The 14911-nt window shown below is 34.6% G+C and carries 17 protein-coding genes; 7 read left to right on the top strand and 10 right to left on the bottom strand.

All coding sequences use genetic code 11. The annotated features are described in order from the left end of the window. Window positions 1–86 precede the first annotated feature (86 nt). On the bottom strand, window positions 87–842 hold the full coding sequence (locus H0W64_05005; protein ID MBA3661059.1) for an HAD-IIB family hydrolase: 756 nt from the start codon (window positions 840–842) through the stop codon (window positions 87–89). Between the two features lie 740 nt (window positions 843–1582). On the opposite strand from H0W64_05005, the gene H0W64_05000 reads away from it, so the two are divergent. Continuing rightward, on the top strand, window positions 1583–2584 hold the full coding sequence (locus H0W64_05000; GenBank protein ID MBA3661058.1) for a Rieske 2Fe-2S domain-containing protein: 1002 nt from the start codon (window positions 1583–1585) through the stop codon (window positions 2582–2584). On the opposite strand, the gene H0W64_04995 is transcribed toward H0W64_05000, so the two are convergent. The 5 genes from H0W64_04995 to H0W64_04975 are packed head-to-tail and all read right to left on the bottom strand — an operon-like array spanning window position 2563 to window position 6404. Next, a complete protein-coding gene (locus H0W64_04995) occupies window positions 2563–3069 on the bottom strand; it encodes a hypothetical protein (protein ID MBA3661057.1) in 507 nt (168 codons plus the stop codon). The two genes, H0W64_05000 and H0W64_04995, sit on opposite strands and share 22 nt — an antisense overlap. A gap of 34 nt (window positions 3070–3103) precedes the next feature. Further along, complete coding sequence (locus H0W64_04990) at window positions 3104–4081, bottom strand: Rieske 2Fe-2S domain-containing protein (GenBank protein MBA3661056.1); 978 nt, start codon at window positions 4079–4081, stop codon at window positions 3104–3106. 9 nt (window positions 4082–4090) lie between these two features. Then, complete coding sequence (locus H0W64_04985; GenBank protein MBA3661055.1) at window positions 4091–4906, bottom strand: hypothetical protein; 816 nt, start codon at window positions 4904–4906, stop codon at window positions 4091–4093. Continuing rightward, a complete protein-coding gene (locus H0W64_04980; protein MBA3661054.1) occupies window positions 4903–5697 on the bottom strand; it encodes a hypothetical protein in 795 nt (264 codons plus the stop codon). The genes H0W64_04985 and H0W64_04980 overlap by 4 nt, the downstream gene beginning before the upstream one ends. Then, a complete protein-coding gene (locus H0W64_04975) occupies window positions 5694–6404 on the bottom strand; it encodes a Rieske (2Fe-2S) protein (protein MBA3661053.1) in 711 nt (236 codons plus the stop codon). Before H0W64_04975 ends, H0W64_04980 begins: the two co-directional genes overlap by 4 nt. 1057 nt (window positions 6405–7461) lie before the next feature. On the opposite strand from H0W64_04975, the gene H0W64_04970 reads away from it, so the two are divergent. Together H0W64_04970 and H0W64_04965 are read left to right on the top strand one after the other, a co-directional pair. Continuing rightward, window positions 7462–7692: a hypothetical protein gene (locus tag H0W64_04970; protein ID MBA3661052.1), complete on the top strand. Its 231-nt coding sequence runs from the start codon at window positions 7462–7464 to the stop codon at window positions 7690–7692. Between the two features lie 246 nt (window positions 7693–7938). Beyond that, window positions 7939–8469 (top strand): hypothetical protein, encoded by a 531-nt coding sequence (locus H0W64_04965; protein MBA3661051.1) that lies wholly within the window; start codon window positions 7939–7941, stop codon window positions 8467–8469. 834 nt (window positions 8470–9303) lie between these two features. Here H0W64_04965 and H0W64_04960 read toward each other — a convergent pair. Beyond that, on the bottom strand, window positions 9304–9732 hold the full coding sequence (locus tag H0W64_04960) for a hypothetical protein (GenBank protein ID MBA3661050.1): 429 nt from the start codon (window positions 9730–9732) through the stop codon (window positions 9304–9306). Between the two features lie 238 nt (window positions 9733–9970). Here H0W64_04960 and H0W64_04955 point away from each other — a divergent pair, with 238 nt between their 5' ends. After that, window positions 9971–10609 (top strand): LexA family transcriptional regulator, encoded by a 639-nt coding sequence (locus tag H0W64_04955; protein ID MBA3661049.1) that lies wholly within the window; start codon window positions 9971–9973, stop codon window positions 10607–10609. 5 nt (window positions 10610–10614) lie between these two features. Here the strand turns inward: H0W64_04955 and H0W64_04950 are convergent, their stop codons facing one another. From H0W64_04950 to H0W64_04940, 3 genes are read right to left on the bottom strand one after another with little or no spacing between them, the layout of a single operon-like run. After that, window positions 10615–11370, bottom strand: coding sequence for a queuosine precursor transporter (locus H0W64_04950; GenBank protein ID MBA3661048.1), 756 nt, complete (start codon window positions 11368–11370; stop codon window positions 10615–10617). Beyond that, window positions 11370–11873: a hypothetical protein gene (locus tag H0W64_04945; GenBank protein MBA3661047.1), complete on the bottom strand. Its 504-nt coding sequence runs from the start codon at window positions 11871–11873 to the stop codon at window positions 11370–11372. The genes H0W64_04950 and H0W64_04945 overlap by 1 nt, the downstream gene beginning before the upstream one ends. A gap of 15 nt (window positions 11874–11888) precedes the next feature. Continuing rightward, entirely contained in the window at window positions 11889–13136 is a 1248-nt protein-coding gene (locus H0W64_04940) for a methyltransferase (GenBank protein ID MBA3661046.1), read from the bottom strand. A gap of 436 nt (window positions 13137–13572) precedes the next feature. Here H0W64_04940 and H0W64_04935 point away from each other — a divergent pair, with 436 nt between their 5' ends. From H0W64_04935 to H0W64_04925, 3 genes are all read left to right on the top strand, one after another. Next, a complete protein-coding gene (locus H0W64_04935; GenBank protein MBA3661045.1) occupies window positions 13573–13857 on the top strand; it encodes a transposase in 285 nt (94 codons plus the stop codon). Between the two features lie 143 nt (window positions 13858–14000). Further along, window positions 14001–14195, top strand: a complete 195-nt coding sequence (locus H0W64_04930; GenBank protein ID MBA3661044.1) for a transposase — start codon at window positions 14001–14003, stop codon at window positions 14193–14195. Beyond that, window positions 14164–14712 carry an IS3 family transposase gene (locus H0W64_04925; GenBank protein MBA3661043.1) on the top strand — a complete coding sequence of 183 codons (549 nt, stop codon included), beginning with the start codon at window positions 14164–14166 and terminating at the stop codon, window positions 14710–14712. Before H0W64_04930 ends, H0W64_04925 begins: the two co-directional genes overlap by 32 nt. The last annotated feature ends 199 nt before the right edge of the window (window positions 14713–14911 follow it).

Here is a 14911-nt window from a genome sequence, read left to right as displayed (position 1 = left end):
CAAATCCTAGAAAATTGGGCATAAAGCTCCGCGAGATAAAATGGATTATATCTTGTGGCAAAAAAAAGCCTACAGAGACAAGTCAACTATGCCGCTACATTTAAATCTAATAATTGCATTTTTTCAAAAAAACCTAATCCGTCGATAATCCCTAATAATCCTGGGAATTGACTATGGTAAACATTATTTAGTTTTTTAATAACATCAATAAGTTTTGGCTCAGAGTTACCTACAGCAATGCTTTTTAATCCTGTTTGAAAAAGTGATAAGTCATTTAATGAATCCCCACAAGTAACTGCGAGTTCATTATCTATTCCTAAGTAATCGAGTAGATTTAATAATGTGGAACCTTTATTGACTCCTCGTGGCAAAATATCTAAATACATATCGCACGATAAAATGACATCAAAACCAGCATTCTGGATTTTTTCCAAAGTTTTATGCTGCAAATGATTTTCATCATAATAATAAGCAACTCGGTAAGGCGGGTTTAAAGGTTGTAACTGAAGGCCAATTTCATCACGTAATAGCGCTTTGATTAAGTCATTACCATTATTCCATTTTTGTATGATTGGATTTTGTAAATAATCAACCGTATGAAAATGATCACCATCAACAATATGTGTCCCATGATCGCCAATAATAAAGTGTGGACTTGGTAAATATCCCTCTTTACAAAATTGTTTTACGGTCTCAACAGGCCTGCCAGTAACATAAATTAAGAGAATACGTTCACGTAAACGGAATAATTGGTTATATAAAATGTTTTTTGTCTGATGATCTCCTTCTAATAAAGTACCATCAAGATCGGTGGCTAATATTAACTCATGATTATTATACATATCGTACTTCCTTCATATTTTATTATTGTATTAAATTAAATCAGGAGGTTGGCTATGTTACGATTCCATTATGATTAAACAGCGGAGTCTATCAAAAATTAATTTTTTTAAAAAGACTAGCGTAAAAACCCTAACTATAAATTGTAAATTTCATCTTATCCCATTCAAATTAGGTCTATTTTTCAATAAGGAATTCTATTTCCACTAAATCAACCAAGCTCTCTTTAGTATAGAAATATTTTGTTTGTCAGTTGGTGAAATATTTGTCTCCTTAAGGCACTACAAACATTTGGAGGAAAAAAATAAAGTTATTGACAAAACGCTAATAAATTATTTACAGGATATATTAATGCGTTTCCGCCGTATCAAACATGGAGTAAGCATTAACACTGTAAGTCCTTCGCCAAATACACAGCTTTTGACCATCATGCAAAACATTCAAGGCTTCATTAACTAAAGCAAATTGGTGAAGATGACTTACAACGACCACCTTCGGTGCTACTAAATGAACGGCAAAGTACCTAAGTCTCATCTGTAAGTAAAAACAAATTTTTTATAGTGTATCTTTGCTGAATGACATATAAAAACGTTGAGAACATTTACAAATAATTATTACATTCATTGTTATGAGACAATTTAGTAGTGAGAATATCTAAATAATTTAAATTGATTTTTTCTATCTATTATTTAGATAATGCTAAACTTCAATATTTCTTTAAATATAATATAAAGACAAAATTATGAAACGTTTCAGATTTCCCTTTACCCCCTATCCGGATGGTATTTTTGCCGTATTATTTTCTCATGAGCTTAAGCTTAAACAAGTCTTATCGGTTATATTTATGAACCAAAAGCTTGTACTTTTTAGGACAGAAACAGGCGAAGTAGGAGCAGTTGATGGATTTTGTCCGCATCTCGGTGCTGATTTGGCTTTTGGTTCGGTTAAAAAAGATGCTTTGCAATGCCCCTTCCACGGTATGAGATTTAAAACTGACGGTACTTGTGCGACAAAAAATCGAGACAACGAAATAGGGAAGTATCAACTTAAGCACTGGGGCGTTTTTGAGAAATATGGGTTAATTTTTTTAACTCATAATCCTACGTTGCGAGATTTACATTTGACTTTTCCAGAATGGAACTTCGCCGAATGGGGCAAGCCTATTCAATATCAGTTTAAAATTAAATCTCATCCGCAAGAAATTCTAGAAAATAGCGTCGATCAATTGCATTTTTTCCAAGTACATAAATATCTAAGTGCAAAAACTATTGAACCGATAAATATTTTTGGCCATGAGTTCATTATTAATTATCGACTTGAAAGAAAAGGAGGAATTTTTGGTGAAAAAAAGAAAATTAAGTTGTATTTAAATATTCATGCGTATGGTTTAGGAATGTCACATGCTACTATTTCAATCCCCCAATATAATATGCAATTGAAACAAATTGTGTTTCCGACACCCATTGATGGTGAATTTATTCACATCAGGTCACTAACTAGCGTCAAGATCATAGAGAAGATTGCATTTCTTCCGCGGGGATTGACACCTTATTTTTTACGTAAGCAAATTGCTAATTTCTTAACGCGTCTTGCATCGAGACAATTTTTAAAAGATTTTATACCCGATTTAGAAATATGGGAAAATAAAAAATACGTTGAACGTCCAGAGTATCATTCCCAAGATGGCGAATTTGAAAAATATCGCGCATGGGCTAGGCAATTTTATCGGGATGATATTAAGTAGCGGCCTAAAATAAAAACGCCAGCAAATGGAAAAATTAACCAGAGTGAGTTGGGCATGATGTAAAATAATAATAGGTCGTAACCACTATTATGTCCTATATTTTTAAAACCACTCACGGCCTCTAGTAAAAAGACTAAAATTGTTTTAGTGCCAGTTAATAGCAGTGCACTGAAAGCAAATAGGATGGCACGATTACCTTTGCATCTGTAATTGTAATATAGTGCTATTATCCCAATTGCTATTTCCAACAAACTCATAATTTGTTGTGCGACGAGAAAATCGTTATGAAGATCAGTATAACTAGGATCAATGGTGATGTATTTGGCATAGGGTAGCCATACCCAGGCAAGGCTACCACCGGGCAAAGAGGCCGGTCGTGAAAAAAGAAAGCCGGAATCCCAAAGAATAATCATCATACTGAGAATTAGCCAGACAACAATCCAGCTTGGGAGTTGAAGCGATCTTTGTTGTTTTTGTGTATTCATATTTTTCCAAAAAAATGCATATTTACCCAAAAATTTATACAAATTGTCCGCACCAGGTACGATACGGAATAATCAATTTACGCTCAGCCTCCGTCAAAATTGGATTGTCTATGCGAGTCTGTTGCTCCCAGAATCCATGCCCTTCATGTTTATGCTCCTGACGTAATCGCCAAACACAACCCACAAAAATTAGCCGTCGCATTAATCTCCGCCACATGCTTAGTTTTTCACTGGGCTCTAACAGTCTTACAAATGTCGTATATAAAGTTCGCGTTGCCGTAATGGGCGTACACCAAATTAAATCATGCAATCTTATCTGTAAATTAAAAATATCGATAAATGAATTTGTCAAACCATGGCCATGCAAAGTTGAACTATATCGACTGTTGATTTCCTGCGAAAGCAAACTAAACGGATAAGGTAGCGACTTTTTAAACAAAATAGAATGACGTTTGAATGCATGCGAAATGGATATCATCGGTCCTTTTTGTTCAACCGGCGTTGTTTTGACATCATAGACATGATGCCATTTATATAAATGGCCCACGTCGAAATTATCTTCGTTAATAGTTTCAATCGATACATTGAATTCAAACGTACTGCGCACATAGTTTTTGCTCATTACTGAGAATACTTCGATGGGAATAGACCAATCAGGCTCTTTAAGTTCCGGATCGTACCAAGCAATAACAAAGCCATTCAATTCTTGTAATGGAAAATAACGTAAAACTTTCTTATGGCAAGTCGGAAGTACCTTTTGCCCTGTAGCAACGCAATCACCTTCGCCATTGTAAGTATAATCATGCGAAAAACATTGCAGATTTTCACCCCTCACTTTCCCTAGTTTAGCTAAATTACTTCCTAAATGCGGACAAACGGCAGTGCTCATGTTGAGTACGCCCGACTCAGTTCGCCACAAAATTACTTGTTGATCAAAAATTTTCTTCTCTACAATCTGTCGCGATTTTATTTCAGAAGACTCAGCACAAAAATACCATCCTTTGGGAATCATTGTTTATCCTTAATATTTGAATTGCTGGCACCAATGACGGAATTTCATAATGGGACCGTCGCCTTTTACCAGCAAAGGAGTAAAGTGAAAACATTTATTTTCCCAAATGGGGATATCTTGGCAAAAATCACGAACAATATTTTTATGAATCGCCCAATGTAGAATAGGAAGAAATAAAAATTTTAAAGGAAGTTTGAGGTGATTTGAAATAGCTACGCCTAAACGAATTTTTACATGGCCAGTATGGATAGGAGTAGTTACAACCACCATACGCACCTGCATTTTTAATACCGAAACATTAATATGCGTATGTGCGCATCCTAGACCATGTAAACGTACTTCAAACTCAGCAGATAATGCTTTTCCTCTCGGAATAAATGGATTTTTACGACGAATGCGGTGTCTAACCGTCATGCAATGTTTATCAAAAACTGGCGATTGTTCTAAGGTAATTTGTTTAAAACCATGTACGATGGGAAAATGCGACAGATCTATACTATTTTCGTATACTTCTTGTGGGTGTGTGCGCGCAGTTAGTTGGTAATATCGAAAAGCTGACCAATTTGTTTCATCCAATATAGGCACTTGCCAGCTGGGTGGTATTCCTTGTGGGTGATGCCAGGCATAAATGATTCCATTTCTTTCTACAATGGTATCGGTTTTATTATTGAATTGAACCATGCCCACTTCTGAGCGTGACAAACAGTAGGGGGTATCGGCAAGAACACCGTGCATGACTTGATTTCGTTTCAATTCTTTACTCAAGGCAACAGCAAACCAGCCCATCAATCTATGATTTAAGCTATCAGGCAGCTCTGCATTCATTTGTTAGTTTCTACATAAAATTGCTTAGCCCATTTCCTGATGCGAACAATATTACCTTCATTTTGGCAAAGCAATGGTTTACTGCGATAAATTTTGCTTTCCCAAACGGGAATATCCCGAGTAAATTCAATTTTGACATCTTTAGGAATAACTTTGCGAAGGATAAAATCTTTAAGAAAATTGCCTGTCTTTTTAATCGCAACGCCCATGGTAATATCAACATATTCTTGTTCAATCGGTGTTGTCATGAGCAAGACTTTTAAATCAATGCCGCTTTCAGTTGCTACATTTGCAACCACAATCCCCAGACCATGATAAGTAATATCCATAGAAATGTTACTGACCATACCCATGGTTTTTTTTCTTGAATGCATAACAACATTAAATTGATGATCGCTTATCTTAAAATGACTGAGTGTGGGAACATCCTTGTAAGTATGAACTGTACAAAAATGTGATAAATCTAAGGCGTTTTCTGCAATTTCTTGGGCGTGTACTCGGGCACGCCAGGAAAGATAAAATGGCGCTTGCCATTCCTGACTGTTGAATTCCAGGATCTCAGGAACTTCAAAATAGGGGGCATGATGGTTTTCATCATAAAAACAAAAAAAATTGCTATTCTTTTCCACGGCTGGAAAAGTATATTCAGGATTATGTATATCATAAAAAACTAAGCCATTATTCCTACGATTTAATTTTAATTCTCGATCGAAGGCATATATTTTTTTCTCCTGCATTCCAATTCGATACCAACCTTTTGGAAAGGGTGTGAAGGGGTAACGGTAACTCATGACTCTACTGCAGTATTAAACAAAACTTCAAAACGTCGTTTTGCTTTTTTTCTAATAAAAAATGATCGGAAGATATTAATAAAATTCTTTTCAATTGAAGCTGAAAATGAAACAGAAAATTCATTACTATTGACGGGTGTGGCAGTTACAAAAAGTGAAATGTGGTTGTGTTTTGATTTCACTATAAATATTCCTGAACCAATAGGTTTAAAGCTAAAAAGTGTTTTTGCTTTTTCTATTATTTTTTGCAATTCATGATTTTTCATACGTGTTGTTAAAAAATCTTTAATAGAAAATTTTTTAAGACTCAATAAATCGATATCTCTTGATTCTAGTTTTGCCTTAGCATTAACATCCTCGCGATCCAGATAAACAAAGACAAGTGAATTCATTTCTTGCACTGGGTAACTTTGCAGCTTAGCCCGTTTAGGAATTTTTTTACAATACGATATTTCTACGCATTGACCCGTGGCATTGTACTTCCAACCGTGAAAAGGACAAACGAGTAAGTCATTGACTATTTTACCCCCAACACCAAGATGAGCTCCTAAATGTGGACAATATGCATCAAACACGTTGATTGAATTTTTTGAGTCTCGATAACAGACAAATGAAGTGTCAAAGTAGTTAAATGTATATACTTTGTTTTTTTTAATTTGTGCTGATGCAGTGAAATAGTACCACCCTTGAAGAAAATTTTTATTCATTTTCAAAATCCATTGATTGATTGCTAAAAATTTGGGTAAATTATAAAGTTATTGCGTGCAAAAAACAATAATACTTCGTGTCATCTCAAGTATGAAAAATGTATTTACTGAATGTAATGAAATCAGAGTAAAATTTTTAGCGTGACTCGGAAGATACATTAGGCTAGGTTAAAAAAATAGGAAGCATGAAGTCGTTCTAAAAGTGAAAATTTTGAATTATATTGATGCTCTGTTAGCCTTACAGATCAATTGATTACCACTAAGCCAACACATTACTAGATATCAGCCAAACAGATAAGCAAAAAAAAACCCTTCGAGCAACCGTAACCTGGGTGAGCGCAGGGAAACTAGGATAACCCATAACAACTAAACCCACTATCAAACCTATCCTCCTTATAGCTCACGTGCCCAATCGCAAGATAGCATTTCCTTTTTTACATAACGATGAAATGAAAATACCGCCAATCAACGACATTCTTAACCAAAGCATGTTTAACATAGGGTGTAACGAACATAATTTATATATATTTTTCTAAACCAGCATCATCCTCAATTGTGTACTCCCAAAATCTCCGCTGCCATAAGTTATATTCACCACGATAATCTATTAAAAATTTAACTCTCTTTAACAATAATGGTGCTGGTTAATAATCTCTTGATACGTAGTCATCTTACAAAAATAATTATCATCTTCCAGTGGAAGCTCCCAGATGCTTGATTGCTTTCGCTTAATGTAGCAGTAAAAAAATATGATCCGACTTTGATGCGGTTTCTACGGAAATAGACCATGGGGATTTTCGGGTTTAAGATTTTTATAATAAAAGAGTTTCCTGGGTTACGCGCTTTGCGCTCCACCAGGCTACGGCTGCCCACCCAGGCTACGACTCACACGGTTTGCTACCAAGCCATAAGGGCGTTCGGTGGCTCACGGAATAAATAAACTATGAGGACTCCTGTTGGATCCATCTTGACCATAATATATCTTTAATGTATAGTGTTGGCACAATTCTTTTTCTAATCCTGGCTTATAATAATATTTAAAAAAATTAGCCTAATTTTGCAATTCGCAACATTTTATCATTTTGAAGAAGCAATCACAGGTCCACTTGAGCAAGCCGAGAAGAAAAACCATGTTGTAAAGCCCCATGCTTTTGCCAAACTTCTTCAAGACATTGAAAAAGGAAATCCAAATGCGCAATCTGCGCTTGGACAAGAATATTTACATGACGGTCGAGTCAAACATAGTGATCAAGATGTACTACAAGGGTTAACAAAACTGCTGAGCTAGGCAACATCGTAGCACAAAAAGCATTGCAAATTTTTAAACAATTGCGAGATCAAAATGGAAGTAATCATATTTTATTCTGTAATTTTATTGATGATATCAATTACTGCAGTTGTAATAACCATCCCGATAATTACAGCATATTATTCTCTGCGCCCTATTTATCTTAAAATAATTTTTATATTCTATCTTTTGTTCACTATATTCATTGCAAGTCATATATCTTATTGGACATATATGGCTGTAACAATGAACTCTTCAGCTGAAATACCGGTATCAAATACCCAGGGGAATGGAATTGAATTACATTTTGTTGCCAACCAACCCGGTAACTACGCCATTAAGCTTCATGTTATGGATGGAAACGTGTTAAAGGAAATTAATGATTGCACTTTTGGCAGGATGAGCGACAGTAGAAATAAACAAGCTGTGAAATATTGCGAAGAAAATTATGGCAAAAAAAATATAACAATTTCAATTAACGGTGTTAAGAAAACTTCGAATGGATTATTTGGAATTATTTTCTTCGCTGGATCAAACCAAGCCGTTCTAAATTCATTTGATGCTCATCAAGATAAAACATACTATATTAAAGTTACTTTTGATAAAAAGATGCAGAAACTATTAAATGCTGGTTCGTCTATTACCATCCAACCATCTGGCCTCGATGCAGCTACTTTACTCTACGCATCCATTTGCATTTATCTACCCTTCATTTTACCAGCAATCTTTATGTTATTTTATATCAGAAAGAAATTAAAAAACTCACTAAATAAATAAGACTATGGGTCTAGCAAGGTATGATGAGCGCAGTGCCCAACTGGAAAGTTGTTATGGGATGTAAAGATGGCATTCTACGTATGTTAAAAGTTTGGTAAAGCAAGCGTACCTTAGGTGTAGCGCAGCGAAACCCAACCTTGGCGGCCATTTGCAGGCAGCGTAACCCATTAACACCCAAACCCATTATTCGCCCTTATTCTCTTCAGGATCCCACTTGCCATTTACGAGACAGCATTCCTTTTTTTACCTATCAATGAAATGAAGAATTACGCCAATCAACGGTTTCCTTAACTAGCCCAAGGTTAACAGGATTGTAATGAATATTATTTATAGTTTTCTAATATAATGATAGGATTTCCTGGGTTACCCGCTTTGCGCTCCACCCAGGCTACGAGTTGTTATCATGTTTAGTAAGCTAGCTGTCAGTGAAATTGTTGCATTATGTTGGGATCAAATGGATTGAAAGAATTGAGTATTAGAAATTAGCTTATATCGTTTAAATTAATTATTTAAGCTTGGATGCTAAGGAACTTTAACGGCACAGTTATGTTTGAAATGATTTTCTTAGTTTTTGTTTTTTTAAGAGGTAACTTGGTGAAACTATTCATTGTAAATAGAAAAGACTTTTACAACTGAATGGGATGCATCGATTTTAATAGGAGCTGTCCCGATCCAAGCATAACCTTCTCTCCCTTATTAATAATCTTCTACTGAATGGCTTGTGGTTTATTTGCTACAAAGAAAAATTTGCAAACTGAAACTACAGCAAGAAATATATTTCTTGCTGTAGAGAAGAGAACAACAGCGATACTGTAATTCAAAGCTTCATTAATTTTAAGGTAGGTATTCAGCAATAATTTTTTTCATAATTTCTTGATATAGATTTGGTCTGACTGATTTATGTAAATTAATAATTTTTCTAGATAACGGCAATGATGGTTCGATGTTTGTTCCAGAAACTACATCACAAATTACTTCTTCTGGTGACTGGGTGTAGTAAGCAACTCCTTCCAAAGAATATTCTCCGGATAATAAAATATCACTAATAACAAAACGTAAAAAATTAGCATCAAGCATCGTATTCTCCATTTCTTCATTAAATTTCATTAAACAAAAATAATTTTTGTATTCCGCTTTAAGGATTTTTTTGATTTCATCACAAACCAGCGTGAAAAGGCCTGCTTCGGCAATGAATTTTTCTTCTCTTGAAAGTTTAGCTTTGTAAGTCCCTATTGAATTACATAAAAGTGGAATTGCTGACATGATGATTCTACTAGCTCCTATTTCATTCCGATAAAATATTACTTTCCATTTTTTTTACAATTGCATTTTACCCAAATTTCATTTGGATTAAGTCATGCACATGCTATTATTGGTAAAAATTATTCTTAAGAGATAGAATGAATAACTAAATATGAATAATTTTATTCAATTAGACCCTTGCGAGGATCGCTTGTCAAGTTACAAATGAATATTATTATTAATAATTACTAGGAAAGATATGAGTAAGCAAACGCTTAGCGAAAATTTAAAATATCTTATAAAGCTTCATAATGGGGTTTCTATCCTTGAGCTAGCAAAACGTACGCAAATACCCCAGCCGACGTTGCATCATATTTTAAATGGGGAAACCAAGAAACCCCGAAACCATGCTTTGGAAGCGCTTGCTAATTTTTTTTCAATATCCGTTGATCAACTTATCGGTATTACGCCCTTACCAATTATTCCCAATGCACTCAAAAATAGTCTGAAAATTTCCACAGTGCCAATTATTGAGTGGGAAATGATAAAACATTGGCCGCAAAAAAATATGCATTCACACCACTATAAAGAAATTATTTTGGATAAAAAAGTGGATCGGAATTCTTTTGCGATAATAATGAAAGACTCTCAAATGGAACCTATGTTTCCTGAAAAATCGGTATTATTGTTCGATCCAAGCAAAACACCGAGAGATCGAGATTATGCAATTGTTTGCTTAGCTAAAAATAATCTCATTATTCTGAACAGACTATTTATAGATGGTTCAATATACTACATAAAACAAGATCAAGAAGACGGAAACGCGCAACTTACCAAGCTAAAACAGGACCAGGACAAAGTGATTGCCATACTTTTTGAAGTAAGATTACAATTTTGACATTTTTATTTTGTAGAAGAAAAGCTAAATTGTTTATTGGGTAAGGATATCTGTTTTTCATCCAGCCTAAATATAAATGGATTGAAATTTGTATTGATATCGTAGTGATCAACCTCTTCAACTTTCTTAAGATATTTCACCAGTAACCATGCGGGAAAAACAAGAATCAGTGCGCCACACATTTTCCATAAATACCCGGATATCATCATCCATACCAAATTACTAGAAGATATCTTTCCATAGTAATTTAAAATATCTACAATGATTGTAAGAGTTGCTTGTCCAAGCCCTGCTGATACCAGACTTCTTCCTATAAAAAACTTACCACGCCAAGCTATCTTCCATTTTGCTAAAAGGTAGACATTTACAAATTCACCCACCATCAATCCTACTAGACTTGACACCACATATCTTAGCGTGGGATCAAAAACGAGCCAGTATGCTTCTTGATGTTTGAAATACTCTGGTGAAGAAAGGTGAGATATTCCCGTAACTACTAGAGCAAAAATAATTTCTGCTAGAACACCTGTCCAAATAAATAAACGAGGATATGAATATCCATACACCTCCCCTACTATTTCACAAATGCTAAAAGTAAACCCAAATACGAAAATCCCGCCAGGCACTAACAAATTACCTATTAACGCCAGCTTCCCCGCTAAACAAACAGTAGCTAACAAAAATGTTAAATAAATCCCTAAGAAAAGAAATGGGTATTTATATTGCGATTGATTCGACAAAGTACCAATTGTATTTGACATTATTTAATACAATTTATTGTTGATTTAATCTTGAATTCTTTAACCGTATCTCGTATACCAGCTAAATATCCAATTCGGCTTGCATCAACAGGACTAAATTTTGCAAGTAATGCTTTGTCTTTAGATATTTCTGAGGGTGTTTTTTTAATAATATTTTTGTCACTTTTTGATTTTATTCCTAAAATATACTCATCAACTTCATCTTGCAACTGTTGTACTACGACAGAATAATCCGGCTTCATTCTTTCAATTGTAGCCATGTATGTTAAAGTTCTTATAGTTTTTTTATCAAAACATTGTATCAGCATATTATCTGTAACAATATCACTTATATTTTTTTCAATCACATGTCTGGTTGAAAGCTGAATTACTGCTCTAATATATCCACTTTTTTTACATTCATAAATATCAACTATTTTAGCTTGCTCTTTTACTGCTACATCATTAATAAATTCTTTTAACATTGACCCCAGCCTATCCATTAAGCTAACTTTCATTGTCATAATTATCCGTCCAAATTAAAATCGATGTTTTGCTCGACGTGCTTCAACACCTACGCTTTCTTTTCCATCCAACAACAAATCATCAGGAAATTGGCCTTTTCGATCAATATATGAAGAATTAACAATATCAAAACTATTTCTTTTAAGCGCCATCTCAATAACATCTTTACTAATCCAGTGGACAAATTTTGGAAGAAGGGCTACTCGTCCACTACTTTCAAAACTACTTGCATCAGTAATTTCGCCAGGCCACTCAATTTCAGCCGAAACTCTTTTTTCATACTCAGGAATAAAAGTTTTCCAATTTTTTAAATACGGAGTTTCACAAATGATATAAACCCTGCCACTAGGTTTTAATAGTGGCTCTATTAGTGATAATGCCTGATCTATCTTTTTACCAGGAAAAAAATGTAACACTCGACAAATCAAAATTGCGTCAAATGAATCGTTAGGCAGTCCGGCCAATTCTTCTGGGAAGGAACCCGGGAGAAGTATTAAATTTTCTTCATCGCCCGTCACAGAACTTGCGCTTTTTTTTATTCCTTGTAAATATCTATTTCTGATTACTGCAAGGTTTTTTGCTTCAATGTCATTACAAAATACTTTAACTACCGATGAGGTCACCTGTAAAGAAGCAGCTCCAAATGCAGCACCAATTTCGAGTACACTACCTCCTTTCTTTTTCAATGATTTTGCGTGTTTGATAAATTGCTGAGAATAGGAGTCACACGGAGTAGTAGTAAATCCACCAGATGAATTATGAGTTTTAAGAAATTTGCCGGTCTCTTCTTTTAGTTCTGGCATAAGAACTGCATTCATTTTATGTTCATCAATAACTACATCGTTACTTTTATCAATAGCTGATTTCAATGTTGCAGTAACATGCCAAGGCATTGGGCTACTTAATTCTATTCCCAGGCCAATTGAATCATGCACTTTTATAAAATGATCTTTAGTTTGTTCGATTTGTGACATATAAGAAAGTAGAAATGCTATCGTAGGTGTACCAAAATGAAGTACCCAGCGCTGCATTTTAATAGTTAGGAGATCTTTTTTTAATTCGGACTCTGATGGAAGAAACTGGTAAAAGCCCTCAAAAAGAATAGTCATTCTAGTCATTTTTAAGGAACTTTCACTTTTGTTATCATTAAAGATAATTGATAGATTATTTGCGAAGTTTTGAATTGCGTCTTGGGATATATTATTTTCAAATTTTCTGCTTATTACCGAAATAATCGAATTATAAAATTGTTCGAATTTCATACTGATCCTTAGCAAATACCACCCTTTTATTTTTGGGAATTGTATATCTCGTAATAACGGTTTTCAATAAAGTTATTCATTCTTTAGCTTTTTTAAGTGTAATTTTGAAAAAATAAAAGCTTTAGAAGCTCAATAATCGGCCAAAAAGATGTGCCAATAACAAATGATTGGCCCGTACGGTGCAAGACTAACACAATAAATTTCTTAATTTTAACTGCCTTGCCCTCCTTATTTAAGTAAAGTAACGTCCTATAAATTCTAAAGTATTGAATTCATTTTTCTTATTTATTAGACATAAATATTTATCCGATAAAATTTCTTATGTTGTAAGAAAATTTATATATTCCTGAGTATGAGTGGGTACGTAGATTTGAACTGACCCCGATTCAGTAGACACCAAATTTGATAGAATCAACCATCAAAAGAGGTGTAACCAATGAGTAAGTACGACAAAGAATTCAAAGATGAAGCAATACGATTAGCATTATCATCCGCACAACCAATAGCCAAGACAGCTCAAGATTTGGGAATAAAAGAATCAGCACTTTACAGTTGGATTAGTGAAGAAAAAAATAAAAATCAAACCATTACTGATGAAAGCGGTAATCAAACCAATCTCATTGCAGAGTTAAACCGTTTGCGTAAGGAAAATGTCCGCCTCAAGGAGGAGCGGGAAATATTAAAAAAGGCGACGGCATTCTTTGCAAAAGAAGCGAAATAAAATTCCGCTTTATTGACGAGAATAAAAAAATATTTCGTATTCAAACGATGTGCAGGGTGCTGTCGGTGTCTCGTGCAGGGTTTTATGCATAGTGCAAGAGGCCAGAATCGCAACGTAAATGCAACGATAAACGCTTTCTAACCATCATTAAGGATAGATTTAAAAAGAGCCGTAAAACCTACGGTTATCGTCGTATACACGATGATTTTGTCGATTTAAATGAACTCTGTGACAAACATCGCATCGCGCGAATAATGAATGAAAATAATATTCGCCCAAAAACAAAAAGGAAATTCAAAGTGACAACTGATTCAAAGCACAATAAACCTATTAGGTAATCATCTTAATCGACAATTTAATGCTGATAAGCCAAATCAGCGATGGACTACAGATATTACCTATATTCCGACTGTTGAAGGCTGGCTTTATCTTTCGGTGGTGATGGACTTATATTCTCGCAAAATTATAGGTTGGTCGATGTCTGATAGAATGAAAGAATCACTGGTAATTGATGCGCTCAAAATGGCTTTATTTAGGCGTAAAATTAACTCCGATGCATTACTTCACTCGGATCGTGGCAGTCAGTACGCATCGGATAATTTCCAGCAAATGCTGCGTCATAATCGTATTAAATGCAGCATGAGCCGCAAGGGCGACTGCTGGGATAATGCCGCAATGGAAAGTTTCTTTCATACATTAAAAACAGAATGCGTTTATCATGAAAAATATTTAACTCGTGATGAAGCAAAGAAATCTATTTTTGATTACATCGAAGTATTTTATAATCGGCAACGCAAGCATTCATTTATTGGATATAAATCGCCCGAACAATATGAGCTTGCAAGTGGACTTTAGAAATTAGTGTCTACTAAACTCGGGGCAGATCACCCTTCTTGATTTTTATTGGATACGATCCTTACGTCAAAATTTTCTAATACAAAAGAAATAAGCTCGTTAAAACTCTTCCAATCGTCAAACCACAATGGCTGCATTTGCAGTTTGGTATTTCTATTTCTGCAATAAGAAGTATTGCTTTTCATAAAAATCTAAATTA

The organism is Gammaproteobacteria bacterium, assembly GCA_013816845.1.
Lineage (GTDB): Bacteria > Pseudomonadota > Gammaproteobacteria > DSM-16500 > DSM-16500 > Aquicella.
The sequence above is the reverse complement of the archived record's forward strand: the minus strand, read 5'-3'. Positions and strand labels throughout refer to the sequence as shown.

Excerpts from the sequence above, each read along its gene's own strand:
- H0W64_05005 (MBA3661059.1), bottom strand. The coding sequence starts at position 842 with ATGTATAATAATCATGAGTTAATATTAGCCACCGATCTTGATGGTACT.
- H0W64_05000 (MBA3661058.1), top strand. The coding sequence starts at position 1,583 with ATGAAACGTTTCAGATTTCCCTTTACCCCCTATCCGGATGGTATTTTT.
- H0W64_04995 (MBA3661057.1), bottom strand. The coding sequence starts at position 3,069 with ATGAATACACAAAAACAACAAAGATCGCTTCAACTCCCAAGCTGGATT.
- H0W64_04990 (MBA3661056.1), bottom strand. The coding sequence starts at position 4,081 with ATGATTCCCAAAGGATGGTATTTTTGTGCTGAGTCTTCTGAAATAAAA.
- H0W64_04985 (MBA3661055.1), bottom strand. The coding sequence starts at position 4,906 with ATGAATGCAGAGCTGCCTGATAGCTTAAATCATAGATTGATGGGCTGG.
- H0W64_04980 (MBA3661054.1), bottom strand. The coding sequence starts at position 5,697 with ATGAGTTACCGTTACCCCTTCACACCCTTTCCAAAAGGTTGGTATCGA.
- H0W64_04975 (MBA3661053.1), bottom strand. The coding sequence starts at position 6,404 with ATGAATAAAAATTTTCTTCAAGGGTGGTACTATTTCACTGCATCAGCA.
- H0W64_04965 (MBA3661051.1), top strand. The coding sequence starts at position 7,939 with ATGAACTCTTCAGCTGAAATACCGGTATCAAATACCCAGGGGAATGGA.
- H0W64_04960 (MBA3661050.1), bottom strand. The coding sequence starts at position 9,732 with ATGTCAGCAATTCCACTTTTATGTAATTCAATAGGGACTTACAAAGCT.
- H0W64_04955 (MBA3661049.1), top strand. The coding sequence starts at position 9,971 with ATGAGTAAGCAAACGCTTAGCGAAAATTTAAAATATCTTATAAAGCTT.
- H0W64_04950 (MBA3661048.1), bottom strand. The coding sequence starts at position 11,370 with ATGTCAAATACAATTGGTACTTTGTCGAATCAATCGCAATATAAATAC.
- H0W64_04945 (MBA3661047.1), bottom strand. The coding sequence starts at position 11,873 with ATGACAATGAAAGTTAGCTTAATGGATAGGCTGGGGTCAATGTTAAAA.
- H0W64_04940 (MBA3661046.1), bottom strand. The coding sequence starts at position 13,136 with ATGAAATTCGAACAATTTTATAATTCGATTATTTCGGTAATAAGCAGA.
- H0W64_04935 (MBA3661045.1), top strand. The coding sequence starts at position 13,573 with ATGAGTAAGTACGACAAAGAATTCAAAGATGAAGCAATACGATTAGCA.